Here is a 13,252-nt window from a genome sequence, read left to right as displayed (position 1 = left end):
TAACAAACGAATTAAAGAAAAATTGGATGGCATGAGTCCGGTTGAATTCCAGAATCATGCCATCCAATTAATCGCTTAAAACATCACTCCAATTTATGGGGGTCAGTTCACGTTGGCGTTTTTATTAGGCGTTAAGCTCAGCTTTAATTTTAGTTAACCAAGCGGGTAAGGTTTCGCTAAGTTCAGCAAAGGTAGTATCGAATTTTTGGGTGTACCATGGGTCAGCAATTTCGGTACCGGCTTTAGCTGGAATGATATCATATGCTAGGTGAATTTTACGCTGGCTGGCGGTATCTGGGGCCATGTGCATCAAATTGGCGACATTTTGATGATCCATCGTAATAATGTAGTCGGCCCACTTGAAATCAGCGGGCGTAATTTGGCGGGCGACAATGCCATCAAAGGGGATGTGGTGCTGCTTAAGTTGGGCTTGTGTCCCTGGATGGGGCCGTTTGCCAACCTCCCAATCGGATGTGCCGGCGGAATCAATTTTTATTTGGGCACTTAATTGTTCTTGAGCGACCATTTGGCGAAACATTGCTTCAGCCATCGTTGAGCGAGCAATGTTACCTAGACAAACAAAAAGTATGTTTTTCATATGTTTTACCTCGAAACTTTGATATTATTAAAAGTAGCAAATTGATGTTAGAAGTACAATGAAAATAACTCATTGACGATATACATTATGAAGAGGATGGTTCTTTTAGATGAAGATTAAACTTGCGGAAGTCGCGACAGCAGTGCATGCGGTAAATGATATTAATGAATACGCGAACGTTGAAATTACATCAGTCGCTTTTGACAGTCGTGATTTGAAGCCAGGCGCGTTATTTATTCCTTTAGTAGCTGATAATGATGGGCATGAATTTTTAGCAAGTGCTCACCAAAATGGGGCCGTAGCAACGTTATGGGCCAATGATCATGCAGCAACTGCACCAACTGATTTTCCAGTTGTGATGGTTGAAGATACGTTGGTTGGGTTGCAAGAATTGGCGCGGGATTACCTCGCCAAAATGTCACCTAAAGTTGTGGCCATTACCGGTTCAAATGGTAAGACTACGACCAAAGATTTAATTGCCGCAATTGGGAGTACCCAATACAACACAATTAAAACACCCGAAAACTTCAATAATGAAATCGGGGTACCAATTACCATCTTACGGATGGAAAAGAGTACGGAATTATTAGTCGTTGAAATGGGGATGGACCGCTTTGGTCAATTAGAATTCTTAAGTGATTTAGTTAAGCCAGATATGGCCGTGATTACAATGATTGGGGAAGCCCACATTGAATTCTTTAAGACACGTGATAAAATCGCCGATGCCAAAATGGAAGTTGTTTCAGGCTTAAACCAAGCTGGTTTGTTCATTTACAATGGCGATGAACCATTATTACGTGAACGCGCCCTTAATGTTAACCAAGCCAAGCAAACCTTTGGGCTAGCCGCTGATAATGACGTTTATGCAACTGAAATTGAAGCGGGTGATTACGCGACGAGCTTTAAAACAAACAAGTGGCCTGATGTAACGTTTACAATTCCAGTCGTTGGTGAATACAATGTTGCTAATGCCTTGGCCGCGTTAGTAGTGGGAAGTGAACTTAAAATTTCACCGGAAAACTTGCAAATTGCGTTACGCAATGTTGTTTTAACAGCCAACCGGACCCAATGGATGAAAAATCATAACGATGTCCGAATTTTAAGTGATGTCTACAATTCAAATCCAACAGCCGTTAAAGAAGTTGTTAAAGCGTTTAAAGACACTAAAACAACTGGAAAACGGGCGGTTGTCTTAGGTGATATGTTGGAATTAGGTGAGGACTCAAAAGCCTTACACGCTAGTTTAGCCGATTCATTGAATCCAAGTGAAATCCAAGAAGTCTTCTTAATGGGTGCCGATATGGCGGCGTTAGTAGCTGAATTAGGTGATAAATATCCGGCTGATCAATTACACTATTACCCAACCCTTGATAAGGCACCGTTAATTGCTGATTTAAAGGCCACTTTGGCCAGCGATGATGTGGTGTTACTTAAAGGTAGTCACGGAATTCATTTGGAACAAGTATTAAGTGCATTGATGCAATAATAATGATATTTAAAAACATCTAGTTTTGTAGTCTAGTTAATCTGTAGTATAATAAATAGAAAACGGGGTACAACAGATGAAATATCAGTCATATTCTGAGTGGACAACCGCTAACAAGGCGTTGAAGTTGCCCAAGTGGGATGAATTACCAAAGTTTGAATTATACATGGATCAATTGTTGGAATATGTTAATGAAGTTTTGGCCCCTTTGGAAATTGGTCCGGTGACCGCGACGATGATTAATAACTACGTCAAAAAGAAGGTTATTTTTCCACCACTTAAAAAGAAGTACGGGAACACCCAAATTGCCGATATTATTTTATTAACAATGCTTAAATCAGTTTTTGCATTGGATCAAATTCGGCAAGGAATGGATCAAATCACGATTTCGATGTATCCCAAGCGGGCGTATGATTACTATGTTGAGCAAGTAATGCTGCGCTTTCAAAATTCAAATCAAACCCAAATTAAGGCTTTGAACGAAAATCCGCAATTAGCCTTAATTGATACAACCATTGAAGCAATGATCAGTAAATTAAATGCTGAAAAAATTCTTTTGTACTCACAAGCACAAAAGGTGCCACAAAAAGTTGAAAGCAAATAAAAAAGCGTCCAAGCGGACGCTTTTTTATTTGCTTTGATTATCGTTTCCAGTGTTCGTTAAGGAATTGATCACGGGGACCATGTTCCATTGCGTAACGGAGTGGATCTTTTTTGTAAAAGTCTTGGTGATATTCTTCAGCTTCATAGAATGGTTTGGCATCTTCAATCGTGGTCACAATTTTTTTCTTAAAAATTGGTGATGCTTGTAAAGTTGCCTTTGAAGCTTCGGCAGTGGCCCGTTGTTCAGGGCTGTTGACGAAAATGACAGGTCGGTAACTATCACCGCGGTCTTGGAATTGGCCGCCGGCATCAGTTGGATCTGTTACTTGCCAGTAAATAGCAACGAGTTTTTCGTAGCTAATAACAGCTGGATCAAACTCAATTTTAACCGCTTCGGTGTGACCAGTAGTGTGGCTGCACACTTCTTGGTAAGTTGGATTGGCAACGTGGCCCCCAGTATAACCTGAGCGCACACTGATGATGCCGGGTAAGGTGTCAAATGGTTGGACCATGCACCAGAAGCAACCACCAGCGAAAATAGCAGTATCTGTATTAGGAGTTGTCATGTTATTAACCTCGCATTTATTTAAGAATGTCTTTAATTATAGCAATTTTTTTAAATACCGGAATGTTTTTGCTTGGATTTAGTAAAATATTCACTTTTGTAATAGCTGAGTAATACTTTTGGTGCGGAGTTAGTTAATGGAAAAATAAGTTAAATAGGGTTAGAATTACAATGTTAGTTTAATATTAAGGGTTTTGGCGGATTATTTTAATTTTAAAACAGATATAGTTCGTTTTTTTGCCTATAATTTACAATTTTTATATTAAAACTTGCATATTCTTTCGTTTTTTAGTATTATGATAATTGTACAACTTATCGATTTTAATCGGTGTGCAATTATATATATTTCATAGTTAATTTTCGTGTTTTCAGAAAGGATACACTCATGTATTTAGCAATAAACATTATTGGTGTTTTTGTATTTTTGGGCGTAGCGTTCTTGTTCTCTAAAGATAAGAAAGCTATCAATTGGCGCTCAATCGCAATCGTTTTAGTAATTAACATCTTCCTTGCTTGGTTCTTTAGTAGTTTCTCAATCGGTCGTGATGCCGTGCAAGCTGCTGCTAACGGATTTGAATGGTTAGTTAATGCATCTTACAAAGGGATTGCCTTTGCACTACCAAACTGGGTTTCAGTTGGTCTTGGTACTGAAATTGGTGGATCTTTAGCTAAGGGTAGCAACATGAACTTTGTTACAGCTGCTTTACTTCCAATTCTTTTGATTGTGCCATTGTTTGATATTTTAACTTACATTGGTGTGTTACCATTCATTATCAAATGGGTTGGTAAAGGCTTGTCAGTTATTACTGGTCAACCAAAATTCGAATCATTCTTTGCAGTTGAAATGATGTTCCTTGGTAACACTGAAGCGCTTGCGGTTTCTCAACTTCAATTGAAGTCAATGAAAGCCCAACGTAATGTGACAATTGCCATGATGTCAATGAGCTGTGTGACAGCTTCAATTCTTGGTGCCTACATTGGTATGATGCCAGGAATGTACGTTATCACGGCGGTGCCATTGAACGTGTTAAATGCCATCATCATTACTTCATTGCTTAACCCAGTTAAAATTGATGCATCTGAAGACACAATTGCTAAAATCGGTGGTTCATCAGCTGCTGAATCTGAAGACATGGAAGATGGTAAAAAAGAACCATTCTTCTCATTCCTTGGTGATTCAATCCTTGGAGCTGGTCGTTTGATCTTGATCATTGCTGCCAACGTTATTGCGTTTGTTGCTTTGGCGTTCTTGATTGATAAAATCCTTGGTTTGATCAACCCTAACTTGTCACTTGAAAACATCTTAGGGGTAATCATGTTCCCATTTGCTTACTTACTTGGTTTCAACCCCGAAGACGCCTTCAAATTGGCACGTTTCATGGGTACTAAGTTAGTAACTAACGAATTCGTTGTTATGGGTGAAGTTACTAAAGATGTAACTGCGGCAGTTAAAGCTAACTACCACGGTACTGGTCTTTACACACGTCACTTTGTGGCTGTGCTTACAGTATTCTTGACTTCATTTGCGAACTTCTCAACTACTGGGATGATTATCGGGGCCTTCAAGGGAATCGTTAATCGCGAAAGTAACGATGCGATTTCAAAGAGCGTACCATTAATGCTTCTTTCAGGAATCTTAGTTTCACTTCTTTCAGCAGGTCTTATTGGTATTTTCAGCTGGTAAGATATATAATATCCATATATTAGTCAGTTTCTATCAAACGGGGCGCGGGCATTTTGTCCTGCGTCCCGTTTTTGCATGTAAATTGGAGGATTTTCATATGGAAGACCAAATTAAAGTAATTATTGATTGTGATCCCGGTATTGATGATGCGGCAGCATTAGCGATTGTCTTAACTAATCCGAAGTTTGATGTGCGGTTAATTACAACCGTGGCAGGGAATGTGACGGTTGATAAAACGACCATTAACGCCCTCAAACTCGTCCATTTCTTTGATGCCGATGTACCGGTAGCCGCTGGAGCAGTAGCACCGTTAATAAAGCCGTTTGAAGATGCCGCACGCATTCATGGTGAATCCGGTATGCCTGGTTATGATTTTGGTGAATTATATGGGACGCCAATTGCAAAAGATGCGGTAACGGCGATGTATGAAGTCTTAATGGCATCAGCAGAACCAATTACATTAATTCCAACGGGGGCATATACAAATATCGCTTTACTCCTACGCTTGCATCCAGAAGTCGCCCCTAAAATTAAGCGGATTGTTGCCATGGGGGGCTCAATTAGTGGGGGTAACATGACCAGTACCGCTGAATTTAACGTCTTTACGGACCCGCATGCAGCTGAAATTATGTACAATGCTGGGATTCCGGTAACGATGATTGGTCTTGATATTACTTTAAAGGCCTTATTAACACCGGATACGATTGCTAAATTACCAGAGTTAAATGAGGCTGGGAAAATGCTTCGGGCGTTAATTACGCATTATAACGATGGTGGGGCTGAGGGGGTGCCAATGCATGATGTAAATACAATCTTCTATTTGTTACATCCAGAAGCGATTGAAACGCACGCATATTGGATTGATGTGGTACTAGAAGGTCCCGCGATTGGAACTACAGTGGCCGATATTCGGGGGGCCTACCATGATGGTAAAACTAATGTTGATGTGGCGGTCGGTATTGATGCCGCTGCGTTTAACGAATTTATGTTAACGGAAGTTAGCGGAATGGATAAAATTTAAGGATGCAAATCGAAGTACGCCCGTTACAACCGACGGATTTTGAAGGCTATTGGCCGTTAATTAGTGATCCGCACTTAGCTCGTGAAGCAGGTTTTTGGGCAGTGGAAGATGTTTTTGCTGGCCAAATGATGTTTCAGGCCGCCTTAGCACGTAAAATGACGTACGTAGTAATTTATCGCCAGCAAATTGTGGGCAGTATTGCTTTTGAAGCTGATGCAACCAAGCCGCTGTGGTTTGAGATTGGGTATGTATTATTACCTGCATATTGGCATCGTGGGATTATGACCACCGCCGTAGCTCAAGGGCTTGATTTGGCGATGGCAGACTTACACTGTCAAGGATTGTGGGCAAAAGTTACGACCACCAACGTAGCATCAGCGAATGTCCTTATTAAAAATGGTTTTCAGCAACAAATGAACCAAGGTGCTGATGGAACTACGAAATATCTTTGGCAACCATAAATTATTTAAGTGAAAAGCTTGCGTATTGATAAGTGATTGGGTACAATAGTCAATATTAAAAGTAAATATTTGAAAGAGGTTGCAACCAACATCAGTAAACTAATTTAGGAGACGGACTCCGGAGGTTAGGTGAAAGGGACGGTTGCCGAAATTGGTTGATTTCCGTAAATTAACTTGTTGGGCCAACATTTAATAGGTGTTGGACTGTCGCAGCAAAAATGTCGGCTGCGGGGCGCTATCGACAAACGGTAAGAATAACGATATTCGGATCCTTTGGCTAATGTGTGTTTTATTAGGCGAAGGATCCGTTTTTATTACCGTGAGGCAGGCTTTTCGAATAAAAAAGGAGAAGAGAATATGGCAGAAAATACAGAATCGTTTGGTGGCGGCATCAAGCGCGAACTTAAGACGCGACACATTTCGATGATCGCTTTGGGTGGTTGTATCGGAACTGGGTTGTTTGTAGCATCAGGTTCCGCAATTTCCCAAGCGGGACCAATGGGGGCTTTAGTTGCGTATATCGCAATTGGAATTATGGTGTTTTTCTTAATGACTTCATTGGGTGAAATGGCCACTTACATGCCGTTAACCGGTTCGTTTGCTACGTATGCTAATAAGTTTGTTGATCCAGCCTTTGGTTTTGCAATGGGTTGGAATTACTGGTTTAACTGGGCGGTAACCTTAGCGGTTGATGCGGCTACGGTCGGGGTCGTTATGAATTATTGGTTACCGAATATGCCCCAATGGATTTGGTCGGCAGTGGCCTTAGCAATTATTTTTGTGATTAATATTTTATCGGTTAAATCATTTGGTGAAACTGAATTTTGGATGTCAATTATTAAAGTGATTACGGTATTAGTATTCTTAGCAGTTGGGTTATTAACAATTTTTGGGATTATGGGTAACCACATCGACGTCATCAATAACTTAACGGCTAATCACCATCATGGTGGTTTTGTTGGTGGGTTGCCAGCTATTTTAGCTGTTTTCGTTGTCGCTGGTTATTCATTCCAAGGCACGGAATTAGTTGGGATTACAGCTGGAGAATCAGCGACCCCTGAAGAGTCAGTTCCCAAGGCAATTAAGCAAGTTTTCTGGCGGATTTTGTTATTCTACATTCTTTCGATTTTTGTAATTGCTGCCTTAATTAACTACAAGAACCCTGATTTGCTTCGTTCAGATGCTGCTCACGTTGCGGTTTCACCATTTGCGCTGGTCTTTAAGCAAGCAGGTTTTGCGGCTGCGGCTTCAGTGATGAATGCAGTTATCTTGACGTCAGTGCTATCTTCAGCTAACTCGGGTATGTATGCTTCAACACGAATGCTTTACGTGATGTCACGTGAAGGTTTTGCCCCTAAGGCCTTTGGTAAGACTAATCGTCGTGGGATTCCAGTCGCTGCGTTACTTGGAACAACGGTCGTTGGTTTATTAACGTTTGTGACGAGTATTATTGGACCAAATGCTTATAACTATTTAGTGGCAGCTTCTGGATTGACCGGCTTTATTGCATGGATTGGGATTGCGGTTTCACACTACCGTTTCCGCCGGGCGTTCTTAGCACAAGGTAAGGATTTGAATTCCTTGAAGTATAAGGCCAAGTGGTTCCCATTTGGACCCTTGATGGCATTAGTAATTTGTATTTTAGTAATTATTGGGCAAAATCCACAATCATTTGTGGCCCTTGATTGGCAACAAATCTTAATTACTTACATGAGTGTGCCATTGTTTATTATTTTGTATGTTTACTACAAGATTCGCCACCGTACTAAGGTGATTCCACTCCAAGAAGTTGATTTAAACAAGTCAACGAAGAGTGAAAGTTATAAAGGATAACATAAAAAGATTACCGATCAGATTGTGATTAGTAATCTTTTTTTATTTATGATTGAATTCAAGCGGAACGCAACGTATAATGTTTAGTTATTGACAATTGAATTATTTGAAGAGGTCGCAATCGACAATAGTAAGATAAGTTAGGAAACGAAATTCCGGAGCGTATCTGAACGGGGAGATTGCCGAAGTTAATTAATTTTTCGTGATTGATGAACTGGGCTAGTGTTTAATAGATGCTAGACTCTCGCAGCAAAAAATGTCGGCTGCGGGGCGCTGTCGACAATCGGTATCTAAATTTAGGGACCCTTTGGCTAATGTGTATTTTATTAGGCGAAGGGTCTTTTTTGTTACCTGAGATGTTTGGACTTCAAATGGACTAGGAGAAGAAAATGTCAGCAAAAAAAGAATCCCTTGGTGGAGCAATTAAACGAGATCTAAAAACCCGCCATATTTCAATGATTGCTTTAGGGGGATGTATTGGAACGGGGCTATTTGTGGCTTCGGGGTCAGCAATTTCCCAAGCCGGACCTTTAGGCGCGATTGCGGCGTATACAGCTATTGGGATTATGGTGTACTTTTTAATGACGTCATTAGGTGAAATGGCGACTTACATGCCAGTAACTGGATCATTTTCAACGTATGCTAAGAAATTCGTTGATCCCGCCTTTGGTTTTGCGATGGGCTGGAACTATTGGTTTAACTGGGCGATTACCGTGGCCGTTGATGCTGCTACTGTTGGGGTGGTCATGCATTACTGGTTTGCTAATGCTCCACAATGGATTTGGTCAGCAATGGCGTTGACAATTATTTTTGTAATTAATTTCTTGTCAGTTAAATCATTTGGTGAAACTGAATTTTGGATTTCAATTATTAAAGTTATTACAGTTGTCGCCTTTTTGATTATTGGGTTACTAACAATTTTTGGGATTATGGGTAATCATATCGATGTCATCAATAACTTAACTGCTAATCACCACGGAGGTTTTGTTGGTGGTATTCCGGCTCTTTTAGCCGTCTTTGTGGTGGCTGGTTATTCATTCCAAGGAACGGAATTAGTTGGGGTCACAGCTGGTGAATCAGCGACTCCTGAAGAATCTGTACCCAAGGCGATTAATCAAGTGTTCTGGCGAATTTTGTTATTCTACATTTTATCAATCTTTGTGATTGCTGCTTTGATTAACTACCAAAACCCTAACTTGCTACGTTCAGATACCGCTCACGTGGCGATTTCACCATTTGCGTTAGTCTTTCGTCAAGCAGGTTTTGCGGCGGCCGCATCAGTGATGAACGCTGTGATTTTGACTTCGGTGTTGTCATCAGCTAACTCAGGGATGTACGCTTCAACGCGGATGTTGTACACAATGGCTGAAGATGGTTATGCACCTAAGATGTTCCAAAAAGTTAGCCGCCGGGGAATTCCAGTGGCTGCTTTAATTGGAACAACCGTTGTTAGTTTATTGACCTTCTTGACGAGTGTTGTTGGGCCAAATGCTTATAATTACTTATTAGCGGCTTCTGGTTTAACTGGTTTTATTGTGTGGGTTGGGATTGCTATTTCACACTACCGCTTCCGGCGGGCGATGGTTGCACAAGGCGTTGATTTAGGAATTTTAAAATATCGCGCTAAATGGTTCCCATTTGGACCGTTATTTGCACTCGTGATTTGTATTTTGGTTATTATTGGACAAAATCCACAATCATTTATTCACTTTAATTTGCAAGAAGTATTGATTACGTATATTGATATTCCATTGATTATCGTATTGTACTTAGGTTACAAATTCTATTACAAAACAAAACTTATTCCGCTTAAAGATGTTGATTTAAGTCGAGATGACGTTGAGAAAACATTGAATAATTAATTTGGAAAAGGTTTTGTGATTATGCAAAACCTTTTTTATTTTTTATTGAATGATTATTTACCAAAATACACGAATTTTTGATATAGTAATAAGGATAAGTTTGATGATGTAGAGGAGTATGGAATGATAGTTTTATCTGGAACGATTGGGGCTGGTAAGTCGACGTTGACGAAAATGTTGGCGGACCATTTAGGCACGCAGGCATTTTATGAAACAGTCGATGACAACGCGATTTTGAAGATGTTTTATGCTGACCCACAAAAATATGGGTTCCTTTTACAAGTTTATTTTATGAATAAGCGGTTAGGATATATTCAACAAGCGCAAACTAATGCGTTAGATATTTTGGATCGTTCAATTTTTGAGGATGCACTATTATTTAAGCTTAACGCTGATCTTGGTCGGGCAACGGATACTGAAGTTGAAATCCACCAAGCTTTACTTGAAAACATGATGGAAAACTTACCAGGTGTAGCCTCAAAGGATCCGGACTTGTTAATTTATATTCGTGTGTCATTCGAAACAATGTTGAAACGAATTGAATTACGCGGCCGTGATTTTGAGCAAGTAGCACAAGATCCAAGTTTGTATGAATACTACCAAACTTTAACGAGTCGCTATGATGCATGGTTTGAGTCCTACAATCGTTCACCAAAGATGGTTATTGATGGTGATCGCTTAGATTTTGTTACCGAAGAATTGGCACGGACTGAAGTGCTCGCGGCAATTGATAATAAATTAACCCAATTAGGATTAAGATAGGAGAGTTTTAGAATGTTAGATATGAAGTTATTTCGTACTGAACCCGAGTACGCCAAGGAACGCTTAGCCACACGTGGAGTGGCCAGTGAAGTGATTGATGAATTGGTTGCTTTGGATGCCAAACGCCGCGACTTGATTCAAGAAACTGAACAATTGAAAGCTAAGCGGAATGTTGTTTCTGAAGAAATTGCCGTTGCTAAGCGGAACAAGCAAGACGCTAGTGCCGTAATTGCTGAAATGCAAGCAGTTGGTGCCAAGATTAAAGAAATTGATGCCGAATTAGAAACAGTTGAAGCCGCCATTTTTAAGATTGCTTCACACTTACCTAACATGCCGCACGAAAGTATTCCAGTTGGTCCCGATGAAGAAGCGAATGTCGAAATTCGCACGGATGGTCAAATTCGTGAATTTGATTTTGAACCTAAAAACCACTGGGAAATTGGTGAAGATTTAGGAATTCTTGATTTTGAACGTGGGGCCAAAGTGGCGGGAGCGCGTTTCTTATACTACGTTGGCCAAGGGGCACGTTTGGAACGAGCAATTTACAACTTCATGTTGGATGAACACCGTAAAGAAGGCTACAAAGAAATGTTGACACCATACATGGTTAACTACGACTCAATGTTTGGTACGGGACAATATCCTAAGTTTGAAGAAGATGCTTACCGTGTTGGAGTTGAAAACGATATGACGTTAATTCCTACAGCCGAAGTACCATTGACGAACTACTACCGGGATGAAGTAATTCCAGCCGAAAAGTTACCAGTATACTTTACAGCTGTTTCACCATCATTCCGTCAAGAAGCTGGTTCAGCTGGTCGCGATACCCGTGGTTTGATTCGTTTACACCAATTTAACAAAGTTGAAATGGTTAAATTTGCTAAGCCAGAAGATTCATACAACGAACTTGAAAAGATGGTTACAAATGCTGAAAACATCTTGCAACGTTTAGGCTTGCCATACCACGTAATCAACTTGTCAACTGGTGACATGGGCTTCTCAGCTGCTAAGACTTATGACTTGGAAGTTTGGATGCCTGCGCAAAACATGTACCGTGAAATTTCATCATGTTCCAACACGGAAGCCTTCCAAGCACGTCGGGCCCACATTCAATACCGTGATGCTGATGGCAAATTACAATTTGTTCACACATTGAATGGATCAGGTCTTGCGGTTGGTCGGACCGTTGCCGCAATTTTGGAAAACTGCCAAAATGAAGATGGTACGGTAACAATCCCTGAAGCACTTCGCCCATACTTTGGTGCGGATAAGATTGTTAAAGAAGACGAATTATAAGCGTTAAGAAAAACTCACTAGTTGCTGGTGAGTTTTTTCTTTACAATAGATTGGACGGGGAGTTGAATTTAACGTGGATTAACTCAAGGTTAAGGGTTAGCAAACTTTTTTTGTAGTTTTCACAAAAAAGTTTAAAAAAGTTGTTGACCTTTTGCTTTCTACGCGGTATTATAAAATAGTTGTTTCGATAAATACGAAATGAAGCGGATGTGGCGGAACTGGCAGACGCGCTGGATTTAGGTTCCAGTGTCTTATGGCGTGGGGGTTCGAATCCCTTCATCCGCATTTCTTCTTTTGAGAAACGCCGACTTAGCTCAGTTGGCAGAGCACATCACTAGTAATGATGGGGTCGAAGGTTCGAATCCTTTAGTCGGCATTAATGCGAAAGTAGTTCAGTGGTAGAACATCACCTTGCCATGGTGGGGGTCGCGGGTTCGAATCCCGTCTTTCGCTTAAATTTAATATTTTGCACCTATAGCGCAATTGGATAGAGTGTCTGACTACGAATCAGAAGGTTGCAGGTTCGACTCCTGCTAGGTGCATATTAAATTTAGATTTGATTTAAATTTAATATTTTAGTTAGTCTCGGGAAGTAGCTCAGCTTGGTAGAGCACCTGGTTTGGGACCAGGGGGTCGCAGGTTCGAATCCTGTCTTCCCGATAAGATTTAATGACGCTGTGCTTGTCACCGTTGTTTGATCTTGGGCTCAATTTTTTGAGACGCCGACTTAGCTCAGTTGGCAGAGCACATCACTAGTAATGATGGGGTCGAAGGTTCGAATCCTTTAGTCGGCATTAATGCGAAAGTAGTTCAGTGGTAGAACATCACCTTGCCATGGTGGGGGTCGCGGGTTCGAATCCCGTCTTTCGCTTAAATTTAATATTTTGCACCTATAGCGCAATTGGATAGAGTGTCTGACTACGAATCAGAAGGTTGCAGGTTCGACTCCTGCTAGGTGCATCGTGATAAAGGCTCTTTGTCAAATGATGTTGATATTGAGTTTTTAGACTCTAAATCGTAAAAGATTTAGGGTCTTTTTTTATGCCAATTCTAATCGAATACGATTAAAAAAATTGGCTAA

At 40.6% G+C, this 13,252-nt stretch carries 11 protein-coding genes, 8 tRNA genes and 2 riboswitches; of the genes, 17 read left to right on the top strand and 2 right to left on the bottom strand.

Annotated features, from left to right (window positions below; genetic code table 11):
• Positions 1–124 precede the first annotated feature (124 nt).
• On the bottom strand, positions 125–598 hold the full coding sequence (locus LQZ76_RS09380) for a low molecular weight protein-tyrosine-phosphatase (RefSeq protein WP_230099454.1): 474 nt from the start codon (positions 596–598) through the stop codon (positions 125–127).
• Between the two features lie 109 nt (positions 599–707).
• Between LQZ76_RS09380 and LQZ76_RS09375 the strand changes: the two genes are divergently transcribed.
• Positions 708–2,084, top strand: a complete 1,377-nt coding sequence (locus LQZ76_RS09375; protein WP_230099453.1) for a UDP-N-acetylmuramoyl-tripeptide--D-alanyl-D-alanine ligase — start codon at positions 708–710, stop codon at positions 2,082–2,084.
• 76 nt (positions 2,085–2,160) lie between these two features.
• Entirely contained in the window at positions 2,161–2,688 is a 528-nt protein-coding gene (locus LQZ76_RS09370) for a DUF1836 domain-containing protein (protein WP_230099452.1), read from the top strand.
• Positions 2,689–2,725: 37 nt separating this feature from the next.
• Here the strand turns inward: LQZ76_RS09370 and msrA are convergent, their stop codons facing one another.
• Positions 2,726–3,253: a peptide-methionine (S)-S-oxide reductase MsrA gene (gene msrA / locus LQZ76_RS09365; RefSeq protein ID WP_230099451.1), complete on the bottom strand. Its 528-nt coding sequence runs from the start codon at positions 3,251–3,253 to the stop codon at positions 2,726–2,728.
• Between the two features lie 384 nt (positions 3,254–3,637).
• On the opposite strand from msrA, the gene LQZ76_RS09360 reads away from it, so the two are divergent.
• From LQZ76_RS09360 to LQZ76_RS09290, 15 genes are all read left to right on the top strand, one after another.
• Complete coding sequence (locus LQZ76_RS09360; RefSeq protein WP_230099450.1) at positions 3,638–4,936, top strand: NupC/NupG family nucleoside CNT transporter; 1,299 nt, start codon at positions 3,638–3,640, stop codon at positions 4,934–4,936.
• A gap of 97 nt (positions 4,937–5,033) precedes the next feature.
• Positions 5,034–5,957, top strand: coding sequence for a ribonucleoside hydrolase RihC (gene rihC / locus LQZ76_RS09355; RefSeq protein WP_230099449.1), 924 nt, complete (start codon positions 5,034–5,036; stop codon positions 5,955–5,957).
• A gap of 2 nt (positions 5,958–5,959) precedes the next feature.
• Positions 5,960–6,418: a GNAT family N-acetyltransferase gene (locus LQZ76_RS09350; RefSeq protein ID WP_230099448.1), complete on the top strand. Its 459-nt coding sequence runs from the start codon at positions 5,960–5,962 to the stop codon at positions 6,416–6,418.
• 65 nt (positions 6,419–6,483) lie between these two features.
• Positions 6,484–6,664: riboswitch (Lysine riboswitch) on the top strand.
• A 111-nt stretch (positions 6,665–6,775) separates the two neighbouring features.
• Entirely contained in the window at positions 6,776–8,251 is a 1,476-nt protein-coding gene (locus LQZ76_RS09345) for an amino acid permease (protein ID WP_230099447.1), read from the top strand.
• A gap of 101 nt (positions 8,252–8,352) precedes the next feature.
• Positions 8,353–8,536: riboswitch (Lysine riboswitch) on the top strand.
• Positions 8,537–8,640: 104 nt separating this feature from the next.
• Positions 8,641–10,113: an amino acid permease gene (locus tag LQZ76_RS09340; protein ID WP_230099446.1), complete on the top strand. Its 1,473-nt coding sequence runs from the start codon at positions 8,641–8,643 to the stop codon at positions 10,111–10,113.
• A 123-nt stretch (positions 10,114–10,236) separates the two neighbouring features.
• Entirely contained in the window at positions 10,237–10,875 is a 639-nt protein-coding gene (locus tag LQZ76_RS09335; RefSeq protein ID WP_230099445.1) for a deoxynucleoside kinase, read from the top strand.
• A gap of 12 nt (positions 10,876–10,887) precedes the next feature.
• Complete coding sequence (serS, locus tag LQZ76_RS09330; RefSeq protein WP_230099444.1) at positions 10,888–12,171, top strand: serine--tRNA ligase; 1,284 nt, start codon at positions 10,888–10,890, stop codon at positions 12,169–12,171.
• A 203-nt stretch (positions 12,172–12,374) separates the two neighbouring features.
• Positions 12,375–12,456 (top strand) — tRNA-Leu (locus LQZ76_RS09325).
• Positions 12,457–12,474: 18 nt separating this feature from the next.
• Positions 12,475–12,547: transfer RNA gene (locus LQZ76_RS09320), tRNA-Thr, on the top strand.
• Positions 12,548–12,552: 5 nt separating this feature from the next.
• Positions 12,553–12,624: transfer RNA gene (locus LQZ76_RS09315), tRNA-Gly, on the top strand.
• A gap of 15 nt (positions 12,625–12,639) precedes the next feature.
• A tRNA-Arg gene (locus LQZ76_RS09310) sits at positions 12,640–12,713 on the top strand.
• Positions 12,714–12,757: 44 nt separating this feature from the next.
• A tRNA-Pro gene (locus LQZ76_RS09305) sits at positions 12,758–12,831 on the top strand.
• 61 nt (positions 12,832–12,892) lie between these two features.
• Positions 12,893–12,965 (top strand) — tRNA-Thr (locus tag LQZ76_RS09300).
• A 5-nt stretch (positions 12,966–12,970) separates the two neighbouring features.
• Positions 12,971–13,042, top strand: a tRNA-Gly gene (locus LQZ76_RS09295).
• Positions 13,043–13,057: 15 nt separating this feature from the next.
• Positions 13,058–13,131 (top strand) — tRNA-Arg (locus tag LQZ76_RS09290).
• The last annotated feature ends 121 nt before the right edge of the window (positions 13,132–13,252 follow it).

Origin of the sequence: Periweissella ghanensis, assembly GCF_918814755.1 — a bacterium.
GTDB classification, from domain to species: Bacteria; Bacillota; Bacilli; order Lactobacillales; family Lactobacillaceae; genus Periweissella; species Periweissella ghanensis.
This window is presented reverse-complemented; position numbering and strand designations above follow the sequence as displayed.

Excerpts from the sequence above, each read along its gene's own strand:
- LQZ76_RS09380 (WP_230099454.1), bottom strand. The coding sequence starts at position 598 with ATGAAAAACATACTTTTTGTTTGTCTAGGTAACATTGCTCGCTCAACG.
- LQZ76_RS09375 (WP_230099453.1), top strand. The coding sequence starts at position 708 with ATGAAGATTAAACTTGCGGAAGTCGCGACAGCAGTGCATGCGGTAAAT.
- LQZ76_RS09370 (WP_230099452.1), top strand. The coding sequence starts at position 2,161 with ATGAAATATCAGTCATATTCTGAGTGGACAACCGCTAACAAGGCGTTG.
- msrA (WP_230099451.1), bottom strand. The coding sequence starts at position 3,253 with ATGACAACTCCTAATACAGATACTGCTATTTTCGCTGGTGGTTGCTTC.
- LQZ76_RS09360 (WP_230099450.1), top strand. The coding sequence starts at position 3,638 with ATGTATTTAGCAATAAACATTATTGGTGTTTTTGTATTTTTGGGCGTA.
- rihC (WP_230099449.1), top strand. The coding sequence starts at position 5,034 with ATGGAAGACCAAATTAAAGTAATTATTGATTGTGATCCCGGTATTGAT.
- LQZ76_RS09350 (WP_230099448.1), top strand. The coding sequence starts at position 5,960 with ATGCAAATCGAAGTACGCCCGTTACAACCGACGGATTTTGAAGGCTAT.
- LQZ76_RS09345 (WP_230099447.1), top strand. The coding sequence starts at position 6,776 with ATGGCAGAAAATACAGAATCGTTTGGTGGCGGCATCAAGCGCGAACTT.
- LQZ76_RS09340 (WP_230099446.1), top strand. The coding sequence starts at position 8,641 with ATGTCAGCAAAAAAAGAATCCCTTGGTGGAGCAATTAAACGAGATCTA.
- LQZ76_RS09335 (WP_230099445.1), top strand. The coding sequence starts at position 10,237 with ATGATAGTTTTATCTGGAACGATTGGGGCTGGTAAGTCGACGTTGACG.
- serS (WP_230099444.1), top strand. The coding sequence starts at position 10,888 with ATGTTAGATATGAAGTTATTTCGTACTGAACCCGAGTACGCCAAGGAA.